The 16714-nt window shown below is 47.7% G+C and carries 11 protein-coding genes and 4 pseudogenes; 11 read left to right on the top strand and 4 right to left on the bottom strand.

From position 1 onward, the window contains the following. Positions 1-12 precede the first annotated feature (12 nt). From UNDYM_RS30980 to UNDYM_RS29750, 3 pseudogenes are all read left to right on the top strand, one after another. A pseudogene (locus UNDYM_RS30980) lies at positions 13-171 on the top strand (IS3 family transposase); the annotation flags it as partial. Then, positions 161-1179 (top strand): annotated as a pseudogene (locus tag UNDYM_RS29755) (IS110 family transposase). The pseudogenes UNDYM_RS30980 and UNDYM_RS29755, both read left to right, overlap by 11 nt. A gap of 12 nt (positions 1180-1191) precedes the next feature. Further along, positions 1192-1383: pseudogene (locus tag UNDYM_RS29750) on the top strand (IS3 family transposase); the annotation flags it as partial. Positions 1384-1606: 223 nt separating this feature from the next. On the opposite strand, the gene UNDYM_RS29745 reads toward UNDYM_RS29750, so the two are convergent. Further along, positions 1607-2491, bottom strand: a complete 885-nt coding sequence (locus UNDYM_RS29745; protein WP_162044857.1) for a WYL domain-containing protein — start codon at positions 2489-2491, stop codon at positions 1607-1609. Between the two features lie 158 nt (positions 2492-2649). On the opposite strand from UNDYM_RS29745, the gene UNDYM_RS29740 reads away from it, so the two are divergent. The 8 genes and pseudogenes from UNDYM_RS29740 to UNDYM_RS29705 all read left to right on the top strand — a co-directional run. After that, a complete protein-coding gene (locus tag UNDYM_RS29740; protein WP_162044856.1) occupies positions 2650-3591 on the top strand; it encodes a multiubiquitin domain-containing protein in 942 nt (313 codons plus the stop codon). Further along, positions 3566-4789, top strand: a complete 1224-nt coding sequence (locus UNDYM_RS29735) for a ThiF family adenylyltransferase (protein ID WP_162044855.1) — start codon at positions 3566-3568, stop codon at positions 4787-4789. The genes UNDYM_RS29740 and UNDYM_RS29735 overlap by 26 nt, the downstream gene beginning before the upstream one ends. After that, positions 4789-5274: a DUF6527 family protein gene (locus UNDYM_RS29730; RefSeq protein WP_162044854.1), complete on the top strand. Its 486-nt coding sequence runs from the start codon at positions 4789-4791 to the stop codon at positions 5272-5274. Before UNDYM_RS29735 ends, UNDYM_RS29730 begins: the two co-directional genes overlap by 1 nt. Before the next feature lie 540 nt (positions 5275-5814). Then, the gene (locus tag UNDYM_RS29725) at positions 5815-7215 is read left to right on the top strand and encodes a Fic family protein (RefSeq protein ID WP_162044853.1); all 1401 of its coding nucleotides are present in this window, start codon (positions 5815-5817) and stop codon (positions 7213-7215) included. Positions 7216-7246: 31 nt separating this feature from the next. Further along, on the top strand, positions 7247-8440 hold the full coding sequence (locus UNDYM_RS29720) for a site-specific integrase (protein ID WP_162044852.1): 1194 nt from the start codon (positions 7247-7249) through the stop codon (positions 8438-8440). Between the two features lie 350 nt (positions 8441-8790). Next, positions 8791-10539 carry a PRTRC system ParB family protein gene (locus UNDYM_RS29715; protein WP_162044851.1) on the top strand — a complete coding sequence of 583 codons (1749 nt, stop codon included), beginning with the start codon at positions 8791-8793 and terminating at the stop codon, positions 10537-10539. 41 nt (positions 10540-10580) lie between these two features. Next, complete coding sequence (locus UNDYM_RS29710) at positions 10581-10856, top strand: PRTRC system protein E (RefSeq protein ID WP_162044850.1); 276 nt, start codon at positions 10581-10583, stop codon at positions 10854-10856. Positions 10857-11820: 964 nt separating this feature from the next. Next, positions 11821-12783: pseudogene (locus UNDYM_RS29705) on the top strand (IS66 family transposase); the annotation flags it as partial. Positions 12784-13181: 398 nt separating this feature from the next. On the opposite strand, the gene UNDYM_RS29700 reads toward UNDYM_RS29705, so the two are convergent. The 3 genes from UNDYM_RS29700 to UNDYM_RS29690 all read right to left on the bottom strand — a co-directional run bounded on the left by UNDYM_RS29700 (position 13182) and on the right by UNDYM_RS29690 (position 16495). Further along, a complete protein-coding gene (locus tag UNDYM_RS29700) occupies positions 13182-14297 on the bottom strand; it encodes a hypothetical protein (RefSeq protein ID WP_162044849.1) in 1116 nt (371 codons plus the stop codon). A 225-nt stretch (positions 14298-14522) separates the two neighbouring features. Next, a complete protein-coding gene (locus UNDYM_RS29695) occupies positions 14523-15458 on the bottom strand; it encodes a ParB/RepB/Spo0J family partition protein (protein ID WP_162044848.1) in 936 nt (311 codons plus the stop codon). A gap of 11 nt (positions 15459-15469) precedes the next feature. After that, complete coding sequence (locus UNDYM_RS29690; protein WP_162044847.1) at positions 15470-16495, bottom strand: ParA family protein; 1026 nt, start codon at positions 16493-16495, stop codon at positions 15470-15472. Between the last annotated feature and the right edge of the window lie 219 nt (positions 16496-16714).

The raw sequence follows: 16714 nt of genomic DNA, 5'->3' as shown, positions 1-16714 counted from the left end.
ATTGAATGCAAACTAGATTTTATGCAAATGGCACTTATACAACGTGCACCTGAAGCTGGCTTAATCGTGCATTCAAATAGAGGGAGCCAGTCCGCCAGCGCCTCCTATCAGCGTGCGCTGCCGAAGTATGGATGTATTTGCAGCATGAGCAGAAAAGGAAATTGCTGGGACACTCACCCATCTTGACGTAATAATCAGTCATACTGGAAGGTTGCTAGGAACACTTGCTACACCTACAAATACCAATGGTTATTTGAAATTAATAGCTTGGGCATGTTCACTAGACACTGTCAAACGCGCAGGTGTGGAAGGAACTGGCACATATGGTGCAGGCCTTGCTCGCGTATTACGCGAGCAAGGAATCGATGTGCTGGAGGTAAATCGTCCAGATCGTTCTAAACGCAGACTGGAAGGCAAATCCGACCCTTCAGATGCAGAAAATGCTGCTCGTTCAGTCCTCGCTGGTACGGCACCACTATACCCAAAGCTCAGTCTGGGGCAGCTGAAGCCATGCGTGCGATCTCTATTGCCAGGCGTAGTGCCGTCAAAGCTAAAACACAAGCGATTAACCAGTTAAGTGCTATCCTTGTTTGTGCTCCACAAGATATCCGTGAGCGATTCTGGAAAACCAAACCTGAAGATTGCACTGCAATATGTGCACGTATCCGCAGCCTGGGGGAAACGACGCTTTTGCGTGCCTTAACTAAAACACTTAAATTATTGGCTCAGCGCTGGCTCCGCTTGGCAGAAGAATTAAGACAGATTGATGCTACTTTGGAGCAACTAACAAAGCAGTATGCTCCTCACCTCCGGGAACAGTTCGGTGTCGGTCCTCAGACTGCAGCTACCTTGATTGCAGTAGTTGGCGATAATTCAGAACGACTTCATAGTGAAGCAGCTTTGGCGGCACTATGCGGGGTATCCCCGCTTCCAGCATCGTCAGGAAAAACGGTACGGCATCGTTTAAACTGTGGTGGAGATCGATCGGCCAATAACGCCTTGTGGACTATTGCCATAGTGCGAATGAGAAGTGAGCCACGTACCAGGGCATATGTGGAGCGCCGCACAGCAGAAGGAATGTCCAATAAAGAAATTCAACGTTGTTTGAAACGTTACATTATCCGAGAGCTTTATCCATTTATCTTGGCAGGTTTGGTAGCAGCTTCAGTCACTTCTTGACATAGGAGCGTCAACGCTCCTTCCGAGAGCTGGTTTAATAGCTTCAAGAATGAGCGTTATCATGGAATTCGTTACGCAACCCATGATGCGATGAAGGCAGCAAGCTTTGAATATATTGAAGTTTTTTATAATCGAACCCGCCAGCACTCAACATTAGGTTATCGTTCGCCAGTGCAATATCTCGAAGACTGGATGAACAAGTAAAATCAAGAGGATCTGGCTGCATAACATTCACCTTATGGTGAACTAATTACCGAGGGAAGCTCAATGAGCTACATCGCGTCGACCTTTTCCTCGACGTTTTTTGTCCGCATGAATGCTCAAACGGAAAGCTGCGTTTGAACGCAGCGATTTTGACGAGATGTGTCTTTAGTCACGAACACGGTTCAGGAAATCGAGGCTAGACGCCTCGCACTCCCTACAAACTTTATTCACAAACAGCGATTGGCGCGTCTTTGGCTACGTCAGCGTCGAATGCCCAGCCCGTAACGTATTGATCAATTAGCTCCTGTCGATTCAGTAGGAATAGTTGATATTCTTTCGGGTTCTTAGTACCAGTCGGTGTAGTGTCGATATGCCAATGTCGGAGGAAGTAAGGTACCAAGCACAAGCTCATCGCAACTATTTTGGTCTCACCTTCCATGTCATAGTCGAAGCGGATAGTTTCTGGATGTTCTGCTTTTGGATGCGGTCCAAGGATAACTGCTACTTCCTTGGTCCACTCGGGATCTTGGTCTATCGATTTTTCCGAAGGACCACTCTCGGCTACCGCATGGAAGCGTGCGAGGTTGAAATCCGTGAACCTTCCCTTCGCATGGTTGAAACAGCGAATATGCCAACGCAGACCATCATGGACCAACGCCGCTGGCGACAAGGTGCGCTCACCTGCGCCGCTTTCAAGTGAGGCATAAGTTGCTGAAATCTGCTTATGTTGATACATCGCACGGGTAAGCGCGGCGACAAGGCTTACCGGCACTTTCCTCTTTATTGAAGCCTGCACGCTGCTCGACAACCGCTTGGCATGCTCCGAGTTGAGCGCAATTGCGCGTTCACCAGAGAGGGAATACAGCGATTGGTCAACATCATGGGTGAAGAGTGGAGTTCCGCCGGCATAGACATAGCAGCGCTGCCGCAGGTCATATTCCAACATGGTTGGGGCCATCTCTGCATAAAGTGACAGGTCCTTTGTCGCGGCGGGCTCACTGATGCCGAAGCGGGTTACCAAGTCCTTTCGCGCAACCTGGCCGATAAAAAATGCTAAAAAATCAATGTAAAACAGGCGTTCCCGTTGCGTATCGCGCTGCAATTCCATAAACAACTCCCCCAAGGTAGCTCGCGATTATACATTAGTCTAACTTTCTATAAAATAAAATATGACGTGATAATTTTTATTGCCACATAATGAATATGCTGATACAGTTAACTCATCGGCCAGCTCCGGCCCCCATCTTTGATGAAAGACGACTATCTATGCCAACCCAAAAACGTATTACCATTAATATCGACGGCCAACAGCATCAGGTCATCCCTGGCGCTACACGTGGCAACTTACTGCACGCTCTCGCAGCCATCACAGAACTGGATCAGCTCTATCTGGAAGTTCCACGTGAGCCTGATGTTCCAGTCAACCCGTCGGACTTGATGTTCCTGCGCGGCGGCGAAATCTTCAGCATCGGTGTGAATGATCCCAAGTTTCCTGAGAATCCAATTCGTCGCAACGCGATCACGTTCAATCTGAACGACCAGGACGTCAAACTGCTGCACGAACAGCACGCCCACACTAAAGCCACGGGCGCCCAAATCAAAGCGCTCGTGGGCAGTTCACACCTAGATCTCTGGGCTGATCTGGAAGGTATTCCAGATGCTCTTGTCGAAGATCACGACATCATCATTCTCCAGCCGAATGAAGTGTTTTTCACTGTCGAGCGCGACCAAAACGAGGAACAAGACCGCTTCTTTGAAGTGACCGCCGTCTTCAACGGTGAACAGCGCTCTATACGTCTGCCAATGCTAATGCGCGTTAACGAAGCCATCCGCCGGATTCTGCCTGATGACATTCGCGTATTCACGGAATACTACATAATGCGCGATGGCAACCAGGGCGGCATCGTTCTAGCTGGCGATCGCACCTTGCGTGATGCAGGCATAATGGATGGCCATGTAATCACGGTCGCTAAGAGCGATCCCGAACTGCATCTCTTCTTCGTCAACAGCAAACCACGTTCGTTCAAAGGCGAGCGTATCAGCTACGAAGACCTGGTTCGCCTGGCAGAACCAAACGCTACCTTCGAGTTCCTGTACACAGTGTCATACACTACGCTGAGCGGCCAGACCGGCACCCTCGCTCCAAATCAAACCGAAGGTGTTGAAGATGGGGAGGATTTCCGTGTCCGTAAAACCAATCGCTCCTGATTCTGGTCTTCAGCAACTGAAAGACCTCGGGTTGGAAGTAGAAGTGCGCCAGCAGCATCTTCTGGTGTATTCTGTTCCATATGTCACTACCCAACGCGATATCGCACGTGCAACGATGGTCTGCAAATATATGGAGAACGGGGACACTATCTTGGCTCCGAATTCCATCGCAGATAATCATCAGGTCTGGTGGTCCGGTGGATTCCCGTGCCGTGCAGACGGAACACCTCTGACAGAACTGGTAGCTAGTACCACTGAGCAGCCTGCTACGCCAGTGGACGGCTGCTCCACAAAATTCCAGTTCTCGAACAAGCCTGAGGAGTACATGAACACTGGCTACCCCGATCATTTCGAGAAGATCACGCACTATGTGACACTTATCGAAAGTCAAGCACGTGTCATTGATCCAGACGTTACGGCTTACACGCGGAAGATCGTCGAATCCCAAGACTCAGAATCGGTCTTCCGCTACGCAGATACTGCATCGGTTCGTTCTGAGATCGTTGCAGTATCTAATCGCCTGAAAGGCCTGAAAATCGGCATTATCGGCGCAGGTGGAACTGGAGCTTACATCCTGGACCAGGTCGCTAAAACCCCAGTAGCTGAAATTCATCTCTTCGATGGTGACGACTTCAAACAACATAACGCTTTCCGCGCGCCGGGTGCAGCAACCCGTGAGAAGATCGCTGCGCATTTGAAGAAGGTTGATTATTTCCATCAAGCTTACGACCCGATGCATAAGGGCATAGTTCCGCATCCCTATTTCATCGACGCCGCAAATATCGCTGAACTCGAACCGTTTGATTTTGTTTTCATCTCTGTCGACAAAGGGCCTGCACGAAAACTGGTATCGGATTATCTGCGGTCGATGTCGATTCCATTTGTTGATGTTGGTATGGACGTTGATCTGAATGCAGAAACGGCCCTGCTTGATGGCACTTGCCGTGTAACCGCAGGAACGAAGTCGAAGTACAACCATCTAGAAATGTGTCTGCCCACAACCGATGACAACGAGGATGCTCTTTACCGTAAGAACATCCAGATTGCAGATCTGAATGCACTGAATGCGCAATTGGCTGTCATCAGGTGGAAGCAGATTTTTGGTTTCTATGAGGACGCCATGCGCGCGCATCAGATCGTGTTCACCGTTGCCACTACCTCGCTGGCGCGCGAGGAACGCTCGACTGGAAAAAAATAATGAGACTAGTAGCCATTCGCCCAAAGTATGTGCAGCATGTACCCGACCAACTCGAAGAAGGTGTGCTGTATATTAGTGAACGCTTTAGAATTTGCTCTCATTTATGCGCTTGCGGCTGTAAGGAAGAGGTTGTCACTCCTCTTTCTCATGCAGAGTGGCACCTCTTCAAGGAAGGGGAACTCGTATCGTTGCTCCCATCTATCGGGAATTGGAACTACGATTGTAAGTCTCACTATTTTATCGAGCATAACGGCATTCGTTGGCTGCCAAAACTGAGTGCTCAGAGGATCAAGCGTGTGCAACAAAAAGATGCTCTTGATCTTAAACGTATGCTTGACCAAGACAACGATGGACAGAAAAGCGGCTCTTCTCGGGCGTCCCCTGGAATGCCCCTTAGTTCGAGAAGTAATGTCGACAACAGTAGCCCAACTAGAAATATGACTTTGCGACAACTGATGACTGCGCTGAAAAACATTTTTCGTTGATCTTTGGCGACTGGCATCACCTTATTTTCTGCGCGCCAACACATTTGGAATATTGTTCCCGGTGCGCAAATTGATGCTGTTTGCTTATTTAGGTAGGTATAACCGTATTCTAAGTGAGTATGTTTGAGTCTCCACGCTCTTGAAATCCAGATAGACACGCGTAGGCCCGTCATGGTCAGCTTGTAAAGAGCAGAAAGTGGCTGATTAGGTAGCTGCTAACCCTTCAATCGTCAGATTATCGATGTTTTAAGTTTCACCGGAGGGTAATACCAAGCCTCGGCCGAGAGATCGTGGCTTTTTCATTTCTTCGTTATAACACTCTGCTCTGCAATGTGTCGGACTACGGTTGCGTGCAGTGACTTATCAGTTGTTCATACCGTAAGGCCTGACACGTGAAGTCCTTGCAGTTGCATTAAGTTGACTAATAGTCCACATGGGTATCTCGCGCCAACAATCTGGCACATAAAATGGCACAAATTCATTTGCGCGCCACTTTATTTGGCGCGATAATGGCATGAACAGCACTATGCCTACCCCAAAATGCCAAAACCCACCCTCCCCCAAGAGCTAGACCACCTGGTTGAGCTGATTTCCTTGTACGACAACGGTATTGGCATAGACGCCCTCTTACAAGCCCTCAGTGATCAAATTCCACGCCGCACCTTACAGCGTCGACTGGCCCTCCTCATCGAGCAAGGCCGTATTCAATCGAGCGGGGTAAGTCGTGCATTACGCTATATGCGCCGCCAAACAGGTCCAGCTGCATCAAATGACGATCAGCTCACGACGGCAGGCACCCTATCTTCCGAAATGTATGTACCCACTTCACCGGAAAGCGAGAAGATTAAAGCCTACGTGCGTCAGCCACGTCAGGTACGTACGCCGGTTGGCTACAAACTCGAATTTCTTGAACAGTACCACCCCAACCTGACAGCTTACGTCCCACTGGGCCTGCGCGAGCAACTACACAAGCTGGGACGTTCGCCAGCTGAACAGGCCCCCGCTGGCACCTTCGCCCGCGACGTGCTGAATCGCTTGTTAATCGATCTGTCATGGGCCTCTTCACAACTCGAAGGGAACACCTACAGTCGTCTCGATACAGAGCGGCTGATCGAATTCGGCCAGGCTGCCGAAGGTAAGAATGCATTTGAAACCCAGATGATCCTGAACCACAAAGAGGCCATCGAATATCTGGTGTGCAATCCAGAGCATGCACAACTCAATACGGACACGATTATTGCCTTGCATGCCTTCTTGTCGGATGGATTAATGGCGGATCCTTCGGCTTGTGGCCGTATCCGTAGCCGTGCCGTGGAAATAGGCGGCAGTGTGTATTTGCCTGTCGCCTTGCCACAGCGCCTGGAAGAATTATTTGGCATAGTCATCAAGATGGCTGCTGAGATTCAGGATCCGTTCGAGCAAGCCTTTTTCCTGATGGTCCACCTACCCTATCTGCAGCCCTTTGAAGACGTCAATAAACGCGTGTCAAGGCTGGCAGCCAATATTCCTTTCATCCGCCACAACCTGTGCCCCCTGTCCTTTATCGATGTGCCGCAGCAAGCCTATGTCGATGCCATGCTTGGGGTGTATGAGCTAAATCGCGTCGACCTTTTGCTCGATGTTTTTGTGTGGGCGTATGAACGCTCTTGTCAGCAATATGTCGCCGTGAAACAAAACCTGATTCCACCAGATATCTTTCGACTGCGCTACCGCCAGGCGCTGGCAGAGCTTGTGGCCACCATCGTTCGCAGCGACGCATCTGCCACAGAAAAGGTCATACGTGCCAAAATACCTGCTCAGGTTGCCGAAGCGGACAAGGATCATTTCACCGAATTAGCATTGGCCGAATTCAAAACCCTGCATGCCGGCAATGCTGTTCGTTTTGGTCTCAGACCTCTGGAGTTTGCGGCCTGGCAGGAGAAACATGGCGGTGCGACGTGATTGAGATTCACTTTATGATCGAGCAGACGAATTGACTGAACCCATGCCAGAGATAGACGAAACAGCTGCACCAGCACCCTTCTTTGCCCTAAGCAAACTGGACAATACCCCCGCGTCCAGTCTCGACGGAACATCAGGCATCAACCGGGCAACGTTGACGCCATGGATTACGGCAAGTAACGATTCAGAAGCTATCAAAGCCTGGTTGCGGAATTTTGATGCGGAATCGCATACCTACCGTGCCTATGAAAAAGAATCTCTGCGGCTGTTACTGTGGGCAGTCCTGGAACAAAAAAAACCCTTATCCAGTCTGGTGACAGATGATTTTGAGGATTACTTTAAATTCCTGGCCAACCCGCCGACGCATTGGATAAGCACAGCCAGAGTGGAAAGGGAGTCACCAGAATGGGCTCCCCTGCGTGCCCCCCTCAAGCCAAGCAGCATCAAGCAAGCGAAGGTCATCTTAAACGCCATGATGATCTGGTTAGTCAACGCCAGGTATCTGGCTGGCAACCCGCTAGCCATCGTCCGCCAGAAAAGATCAAGTCAAATCAAACGCCCTAGCCGTTATTTGCCAATGACTACGTGGGAATTCTTTTGGGATTGGCTGGAAACCTGGCCGGAAATAACCGACAGACAGCAACGCGACAAACTGCGTATCCAAATGCTCTTCAGCCTACTCTATGTCACTGCTGCGCGCCTCTCAGACGTGGCACAGGCGACCATGGGTGATCTACGTCAAGATGATGATGGATACTGGTGGTGGCATGTTGTAGGTAAAGGTGATAAAGAAGGGGAAATCCCAATTACGCCAGAATTGCTGGGCTGGATTAAGCGCTATCGGGTATTGAACGGACTCACTCGCCTCCCCTCCCCTGGAGAAAAAATAGCGCTGTTCTTCCGCAGTAATGGCCCAAGTGAAGACCGGCTTAGTGACAGCGTCATTTATCGGACAGTAACAAAAACCATGCGCAAGGCAGCGGCCGAGGCTGATCTGCGGGAACAGTTTGATATTTCTGCCAGATTACGTGATGCCTCTACACATTGGATGCGGCATACCGCCCTCACCCACCAGGCACAGGCCGGCATGAACATCGTGACGATCAAGGCGAATGCCCGGCACAACTCCATCGCTACTACCTCGAAATATTTGCATGATGAAGAAAAGCTACGTCACAAAGAAAACCGCGACCAGGTGCATATTCGGAGATCCCAAGGTAACTAGAAAGCATGCAAGTACCTGTTAAAGGCCAATTTGTAATAGCTTTCCGGTCAATACTTGCACGTCCAATAAAAAGAATGCTATTATTTTTAAGCCTTGAAAGGCATGAAATCCAAAAGTAGAAATCTCAAGCAATCGTCGAAGAATACCCATCCTTCTGGTATGGATGGAATTGCCGTTGTCTCAACAACTCCCTCTTTTCAAAAAACACCGTTCATCTATAGCCATCTATTGATGAGCTGACGCTCAAGCTTTTCATCGCCGTTTACCGGCAACTACTCCAAAAAACCGCCCTCGGGAACAATCGCTCCCGTCGGATGCATTGTTTCCGCGCCTTTCAAAACGAGGAAATAATGATCGAAGCAGCTATCCAAGAAGTATCGACTCCAGCCATTCAAGGAGTAGTCAACACTACCCTCCCCTACCGTCTTCCAAACGGCCAGGTCGTCGATGAAAACACGACCACAGTGCCTCTCAAATTTCTCCAAACCAAAGAAAATCCCCGCACCAATTTTGATTACGACTCCAATGATGGATTCGATCAAAGTATTAAAGAGCACGGCGTCCAAACACCCGTACTGATCGCAGTCGACGAAGATGGCGATTTGATTGTGTTTGTTGGTGGCCGTCGCACCCGTAGCGCCAGGATGCACTTAGGCGAAGACTACGATATGCCAGTGCGATTCATGCGGCTCAATGCCATGCAACGGCAGGCAGCAGCCTTGATCGAAAACTACCATCGAGAAGATCCTTCGCTCACTGAGGAAGGCAACCATGCAGCAAAGGTGCTGGGTGCCCTTGGCAATAATCGCGATGCAACCGCCAAATACCTCGGCTGGACCCGTTCCAAACTCGATACACGACTGGCTATTTTGTCCCTCATCGACGTTGCACAAGTAGCCCTCAATTCCCGGCAAATCAGCTTGGGAGTTGCTGAGCTCCTGGCAACGCTGACCAAAGATAAGCAAGCCGCGGTCCTGGCCATCGTCCAGGACAAGAAGCTCACGGAAAGCCAGCTCAAGGAATGGATAATCAAAAATGCCAAGACCATGGCGAACGCAATTTTTGACAAAATCGACTGCGTCGCATGCCCTCATAACAGCGACCTGCAGGCCAGCCTGTTTGCCGAAAATATCGGTACTGGCTCATGTTCGAACCCCAGTTGCTTCGACAAAAAAACTGAAGAAGAGCTGGAAATCAGGAAGCTAGCCTTAGCTGACGAGTTCCCGACTGTTCGTTTTATCAGTGCCGGAGAAAAACATACCGTCATCAAGATACAAGCAGAAGCATGCAGGAGCTGCGCAGAATACGGAGGTGTCATCTCAATAATGCCAGACAGCTTCGGCACGCCATTCAAGAATCAGTGTTTCAACTTGATTTGTCACGCCGGCAAGGTGGCAGCAAACGTTGCGGCTACACAGCCAGTCGCCACCGAACAATCGTCCGAGGAAGCAGGCAGGACTGCACAAACATCTTCCAGCAGCAGTACTGGCAAATCTACGCCTACTAGCACGGCGGAACCAAAGGCAGCCACCACGTCCGTCATTGAATCCCAAAGGATCAAGGACTATCGGGTTGGAATTTGGCGTTCGGCGGCAAAGGCCGTGGTCCGAACACGTCCCATGGAAAGTGTCGACATCCTTTTTGCGCTGGCGATGACTAACACCCTGAGTAAGGTCGATTCGGCAAAGATCCGCGATGCATTAGGCACCATGACCGGCAGTCCGGTAACAAAAGTCAAAGGTATCAAAGAGTCTGCCAGTCTGGCCAATAAACTGGACGAGCAACAACGACAAAAATGCCTGACAGGCCTGGCCGTGACAGCGATGGATCACCTGGAAGTCGCGGATCTCGTCGGCGTACTCCAGTACCTGGAGCTTGATCTTACTCAGCACTGGACAATCAAAGATGAATTTTTACGGCTCTTAACCAAGTCCGAAATCGAATTCATTGCCAAAGAAATCGGCCTGGCCAAACACCTGGGCAAGACTTTCAGCAGTTTGATGAGCAAACCAAAAGAAGAATTCATCACCAGCTTGATGAAGAGCGGCTTCTCATTCGCCGGGGTTCTTCCGAAGGTCATGAAATACCCCACCAAATAAAGACAAGCACACATTCACCACTTTCAAAAAAAGGAATTTCCATGAGCAATTTTCAGACAATTCTCCCTCTTTTACAGCAATGCCAATCGCTCCACCTTCTGATGACTTTGGATGGCGGATTGGTCAACGTGCATGCTCATCCTGTTCCGTTGCCTGGTGCAACTGATGGTCTGCGTCCCCCGATGGCACTCAAAGGTTCGGGCCAAAAACTCGATGACGAGTTTGAAGCGGCGATTCTCTCTTATGTGGGTGGCAACCAAGCCATTATTGAGCAGATTGAAAAGGAGTTTTCGCTCCTTTTTATCAATTTACCCTAGTGCATCTTATTCGACTTATTCTAGTAGAATAAATTTTGGTCTACAGAGGGGATTTCTCAACGTACCTTTATCGTGCGGCAGCTAACATATAACCTAAACTGAACTTTCAAAATTATTCTACTAGAATAATAGAGTACCTTCGTTAGGTCATACTTGTGCGGTTAAGTGTAACGTTGTATGGAATCCAGTACTATGATCTTTAAGATATATGCGCCTGCATATAGGTATGTGAACCTACACCTCATCAACTATTTATTAATGCCAACCTGATTAATTTGAAGTCTAAGCAATTTAAAGGTATGGGGAAAATCGATTTTGAGCACGTAAAAGTCTTTTTAAAGAAAAGAGTCAATTCGCCAAATCTAAAGATAATCCGATGAGAGTTGTGACGTAACTAATATGTGCTACTCATGCCAGGGAAATACCTAGAGTCCTGCATCAGCGCAATAGATGCAGGGTTACAAAACGGGTCTAACTAAAACGACTACCGGTGCCTGCAAGTACAAAAACTGGTAAGAATTAAGCGCATCAAGGAAACGGACCAGGTTTAACGTCTGCATCCTCGTGCTAAGAATGTTGTCTTAGAATTTCGTTCTAGGATGCATGTATCTGTAAAAGATTACATGCTTGCGCAACAACTTGTAGATAAAGGCTCTTTCAGTACTTAGGTCTAGTCGATGATCTACATTCCTTCGAATTGTTTCAATGGCCGATATTACTAGACTTTGCCGAAAGGAAAGGGTATTTGTATCGTTATACACTGATAGCTTCTGAGCATTGACTTCAACGCAGGCTAGGCATGTACCATGACCAATTGTACCAGTTGACCTATGCAACGAAATTAATACAGTGCCAGCATGACAAGTATCCCTTCGACATAGTGGCCCCTCAAGACGCAGTTTTTCTCCTTACGACTCCAGTTTCACGGCCGCAAGTTGCTCGAAGGGAAGGTCAACAATAGTAAGTCAGCAAGTTTGCCGATCATTTGCCGCTGTACCGGCTGGAACAGATCGCCGCCCGCCAGGGTGTGCCGCTGGCGCGTTCTACGTTGGCAGGATGGATAGGTAAGCTCGGCGTGGTATTGCAGCCCTTAAGTGAGAGACTGGCCGAACTGCTGCGGCAACGGCCTTGCCTGCATGCCGACGAAACCCCGGTACGCCAACTTGATCCCGGCCAGGGCAGGACCAAACACGCCTATTTGTGGGCCTATCGCTCCAACCATCTGGACCAGGGGCCACCCATTATCGTGTTTGACTACCAGAGCGGCCGTGCCGGTGCTCACGCACGCGCCTTCCTCGGTACCTGGCGCGGCCATCTTATGGTGGATGACTATGCCGGCTACAAGGCACTGTTCGCCGATGGCGTGACCGAACTGGCTTGCCTGGCCCATGTGCGGCGCAGGTTCTTCGAGCTACATGCGGCCAACGGCAGCCCGGTGGCGGCCGAGGCACTACGCCGCATCGCAACACTGTACGCCATTGAGCAACAGGCTGCGAGCGAGACGGCCGAAGCGCGCCTGCAACTACGGCAAGCGCAAGCCAGGCCGGTACTGGTTGAACTGCATGCCTGGCTGCAGACGATGCAACAAGCTGTCGCACCAGGCAGCGGCACGGGCAAGGCCATTGAGCACGCACTCAAACGCTGGCCGGCGCTGGTGCGCTATATCGATTCGGGCACGCTGCCGATCGATAACAATGCGGTCGAAAACGCGATACGTCCGATTGCCATAGGCAAGAAGAACTGGCTGTTCGCCGGCTCAGAACGCGCCGGCCGCCGTGCTGCCGCCATTCAGACCTTGCTGTGCACCGCCAGGCTCAATGGCCTTGATCCGATGCAATGGCTGACCAGCGTCCTGGAACGTCTCCCGACATGCCCTAACAACCAGATCGATTCGCTGCTGCCATTTCCGAACTCTACACAGCTATAACTTCTTTTTATAGGTGCGGCGGCTGGACTCCTACGATCTAACAGCCACTTAGTAACGACTTCTTTGGCGCTAAAGAGCAATGCCGGTTAGCAGCAGACAGTCAAAGCAAACTGACTTTAGCTCCCATTGAACCGAGATATCCTTATGACTAAATCATCTGCAAACGCGAGTATTATAAGGACCCGCTTCCTACGAATATTATCTAATAGATACGTTAGAGTTACATTCTTTCAGCTAATAATAGAAACTGATTATTGCAAATATAATAACTATAGTACGATGAAGTAGATATGAAATCGTAAAGTTCCCGAGATTCAATAAACAGGCTATCTAATCTAAGTAGAAGTCGCAGGTCTAAATGACCTGGGCAGAAAGCAGAGATAACGCATATTGCGAGTTTATCTTCTTATTTTCAAAAGCTGTCTTATCAACAGCCTATTCGCTTCGACCGAAATAGGTAGAGTATCAATAGGCGCCTCAACAGAACTATACTGTTGAGGCGCTTTTAAAACACTACTTTTTGCGTCTCTACTTTGTTTTTTTGTTGTAGACGGCCGAGTTGCGCAATACAGTGAATCGTCTTGGTTAACCAATCGTTTATCTTCTATATCCTTGTAAAGTTTGTTCAGTGCGTTGCCAGAGACAGTAATCATGTCTCCATTCTGCTTGATAACCTCAGCAATTCCATCAAATATTCTGACTCTTACACCAGTTCCAACGAAATTCTTAAATCTATATTGCGTATGGTTAGGTGCTTCAACCTTAGAAATGGTAGTTACTTCGTCCATTCTGAGAATTTGAAGCGCTCGTTTTTCATAGTCGCTAGTTGTTTGAATCATTTTTGAAATATACAGGTAAAGACGATTACCGTTGACTCCGAACTTTTCGCAGTAAGATCTAGCAACAGTCCAAATATGCTCAAGTTTATAGCCTGCCGTATGCGCTAATCCCCTAAGTTTGCAAATACCCGATTCCTTTATGCCAAATTTCTCCATTTCACGTAATTCTTCTGGGAGGGTTATTGGGTTTTTCCCTTTGTTTTCTAAAGAAATCTTAAGTTGATCTTCTTTAAAACTAAGATCTATGTATACAGTACCGTCGGACAAAATTGTCTCATCCTCAATTTGATTTATTGTTTTAGATTTTGTGGGGAGTTTAACCAACGAACAAAAGTCGGCTGAAAACTGATAACGAAAAGAGCTAAAAGTGCCCCAGTCCGTCCTTCCTGGGGAAACAGGAGACAGCCAGGTGAGCGACTTAAGAATTCGCATCGTTCGTTGCACAGTTTTGTAACTTACGTCAGCTCCTTCCGCAACCAGATCTAATCTAGCTCTTATTGGAATCTCACCATTACCTTGGTTTACCCGAGTGAGCAGGCACTTTAGTACCCTTTTACCAGCCTTGGTCAGGATTGAGAATGCTGGGTGGGTCTCAACTCGGAGAATTGACTGCTGGATAACCTTTGGATACTTCTGATAGGGTTTAATAACATCATGTATAGTAGGGACGTGCATATACCACCTCGATCCAAGCAAAGCTTGAAAAAGTTTTGACAAATGGGTCTTAGGGGAATAAGATGAAGTTCTCAGGTTTCTTCTTATTTTCCGGCAGACTTGAAATACTTAAGTAGGCCCCAAAATATCAAAAGCCCCGATTTTCCAGATCGGGGCTTTTGTATTTAAGACTTTTCAAATTTGTTATATCATTTTTGGAATCCTTAATTATTCTAGTAGAATAATTTATTCAATTTCAACATTACTAGATTTGCTTATCTCGGACAATTTCTCCGATACACGTTTTTGCACCATATTTGCATCAATGGTTGGGTCACTGATTTTCACAGTGAGTACCCTACCGTCAAGTACCGCAGAAAATATTTGTTTGCCAGAGTCATCCGTTATAACGAGTGGAGTAGGGCCCTTTTTACGGGAACCTATACCAATCATCTGTTCGACCCAGCTGCGAATACCGTTTTGGTCTGCGCCAGAGTTCAATCTGGCAACTGCCTCAGTGATCAACTCAAGTCTATCTGGATACTCAGCAACAAGCTTATGTATTGTTTCAGAGCAGTTATAACCAAATAAATCGTGCTTGCTTTCTAGCATTTGAACAATTGGCTGTGGTAACTTGCTCATGCCAATGCACTTGGAAACAACAGCTTGGCTAGTAGCAAATTTCGCAGCACAATCTGATTGATTTTTGGCTAGACCTCTACTTAGTGCACGGGAAAATGCCTTTCCTCTTTCGTAATCGCAAAGGTCTTCTCTACCTTCATTGTGAACAAGGGTAGCAAGTTCAGCCTCTTGGTCATTCATATGAATGACGTAAGCCTTGATTTTTGTCCATCCCAAGTTTCGAGCTGCGCGCAAACGCCTATGCCCAGCAATCAATTCATATCTTGTTCCAACTGGTCGAACTTGAATTGGCTCTTTTTGTCCTGCTGAAGCTAATGTATGTCCAAGGTCATCAATCGACTCGCCGCGATAGACGGATCTAGGTTGATATGGACTATCGTCAATTAGATCAAGAGGAAGATCTACATAGTGCTTGCTCTCATTTGTTGGAACATCCATTGTGGCGACAATTCCAACAATGTCATCATCCTGAATCGGTCCAGGATCCTTAATGGTTCCTGCCGCAATGAGACCGGATACTTTTATTTGTTTGCTTGCCATAACTGCACTTTTTATGATTTCTGACCCGAAAGGGGAATATTGTGAAATTTAATTAATGACTTAGATAAATCAATAATATCCCGGGCACCCACGCTACCTGGTTCGCGTTCGAGAACGGGGCCAGAGTTGGTGTCATCAAATAGATCTGTCTGTCGAAGGAATCCAATGAAATCCCGGACGATAGTGTCGTTAATCTTGCCGTTGTACTCTCCGATTATGAATTGGAGCGATTCTTGGTGTGGTTTCTTGGTCTGGTTGAATTTATTGACAATAATATGCATGTCGAGGTTAAAGCCCCTCTGCGTCATTGCACTATTTATTTCGAGTATATTTGACTTCAACACATCCAATGCTTTGACGGATTCAGGTTCCGGATTGACCACAGCCATGATAGTTTTTGATGCAATCATGAAACTTTGAGTGAGCAACGAGGAGGCAGGCGCAGAGTCGATAATTATTGCTTCATACTGACAAAAGAAATCTTTTTCTTTTTCAAGTAATCTCAAAAAGGTATTCTCTCTACCGATCGCAGAGATTAACCAGGTATCAGCATTTGCTAGAGTTATATCTGCGGGTATTAAATCAAGCATTCCATGTGAATAAATCGGAACAATGGCATCTTGAACTTTCGGTAGTTCACCTTTTGATGCCCTTTGCATCAAGGTGCCAATATGGGTAATCTCTTGGCTAACATCAACACCAAACATTTTGCTAAGAGATCCTTGAGGATCTCCGTCAATCAGCAGTACCTTGTGACCAAATTGCGCCAGACATGCGGCGATATTGCCTGCGATAGTAGTTTTGCCGGTACCGCCTTTCGCCATTCGAAAATTGATTACTGGAGGTAAAGAACGTTGTTCTTTATCCTCTAATCCGAGCAAATGTAATCTGATTTTTCTGATCTCGAATGGTTGGTAATATTTATGCGCCGAATTCTGGTCTTCGCCGCGATAAGTATCCCTGAATTTCCGATCTGAATCGGTAAAACCCGAGAATTCTTTCGCTAATTTAAGACGAACCCCAAGATAATTGCGCATAACAATCCTTTTTTTCTATATCAGATCGCATAATAAGTTACATACCGTACATTTGCAAGAAAATTCAAAATAAAAAAACATGCGTCAATAAAATGTACGGGAGTTTAAATATTGGTCTTGAGTTGCAATGTTAACCTTGTGTTCAATTTGTAGTAAGCCTCAAAAATTCAGTAATATTGCTTGAAATGCGCTTTACGCTTCTTTTTTAAGCGAAATGAA

It is taken from the genome of Undibacterium sp. YM2 (assembly GCF_009937975.1).
Lineage (GTDB): Bacteria > Pseudomonadota > Gammaproteobacteria > Burkholderiales > Burkholderiaceae_D > Undibacterium.
Note: the sequence above shows the minus strand (reverse complement) of the source record. Positions and strands in the feature narration are given on the sequence as shown.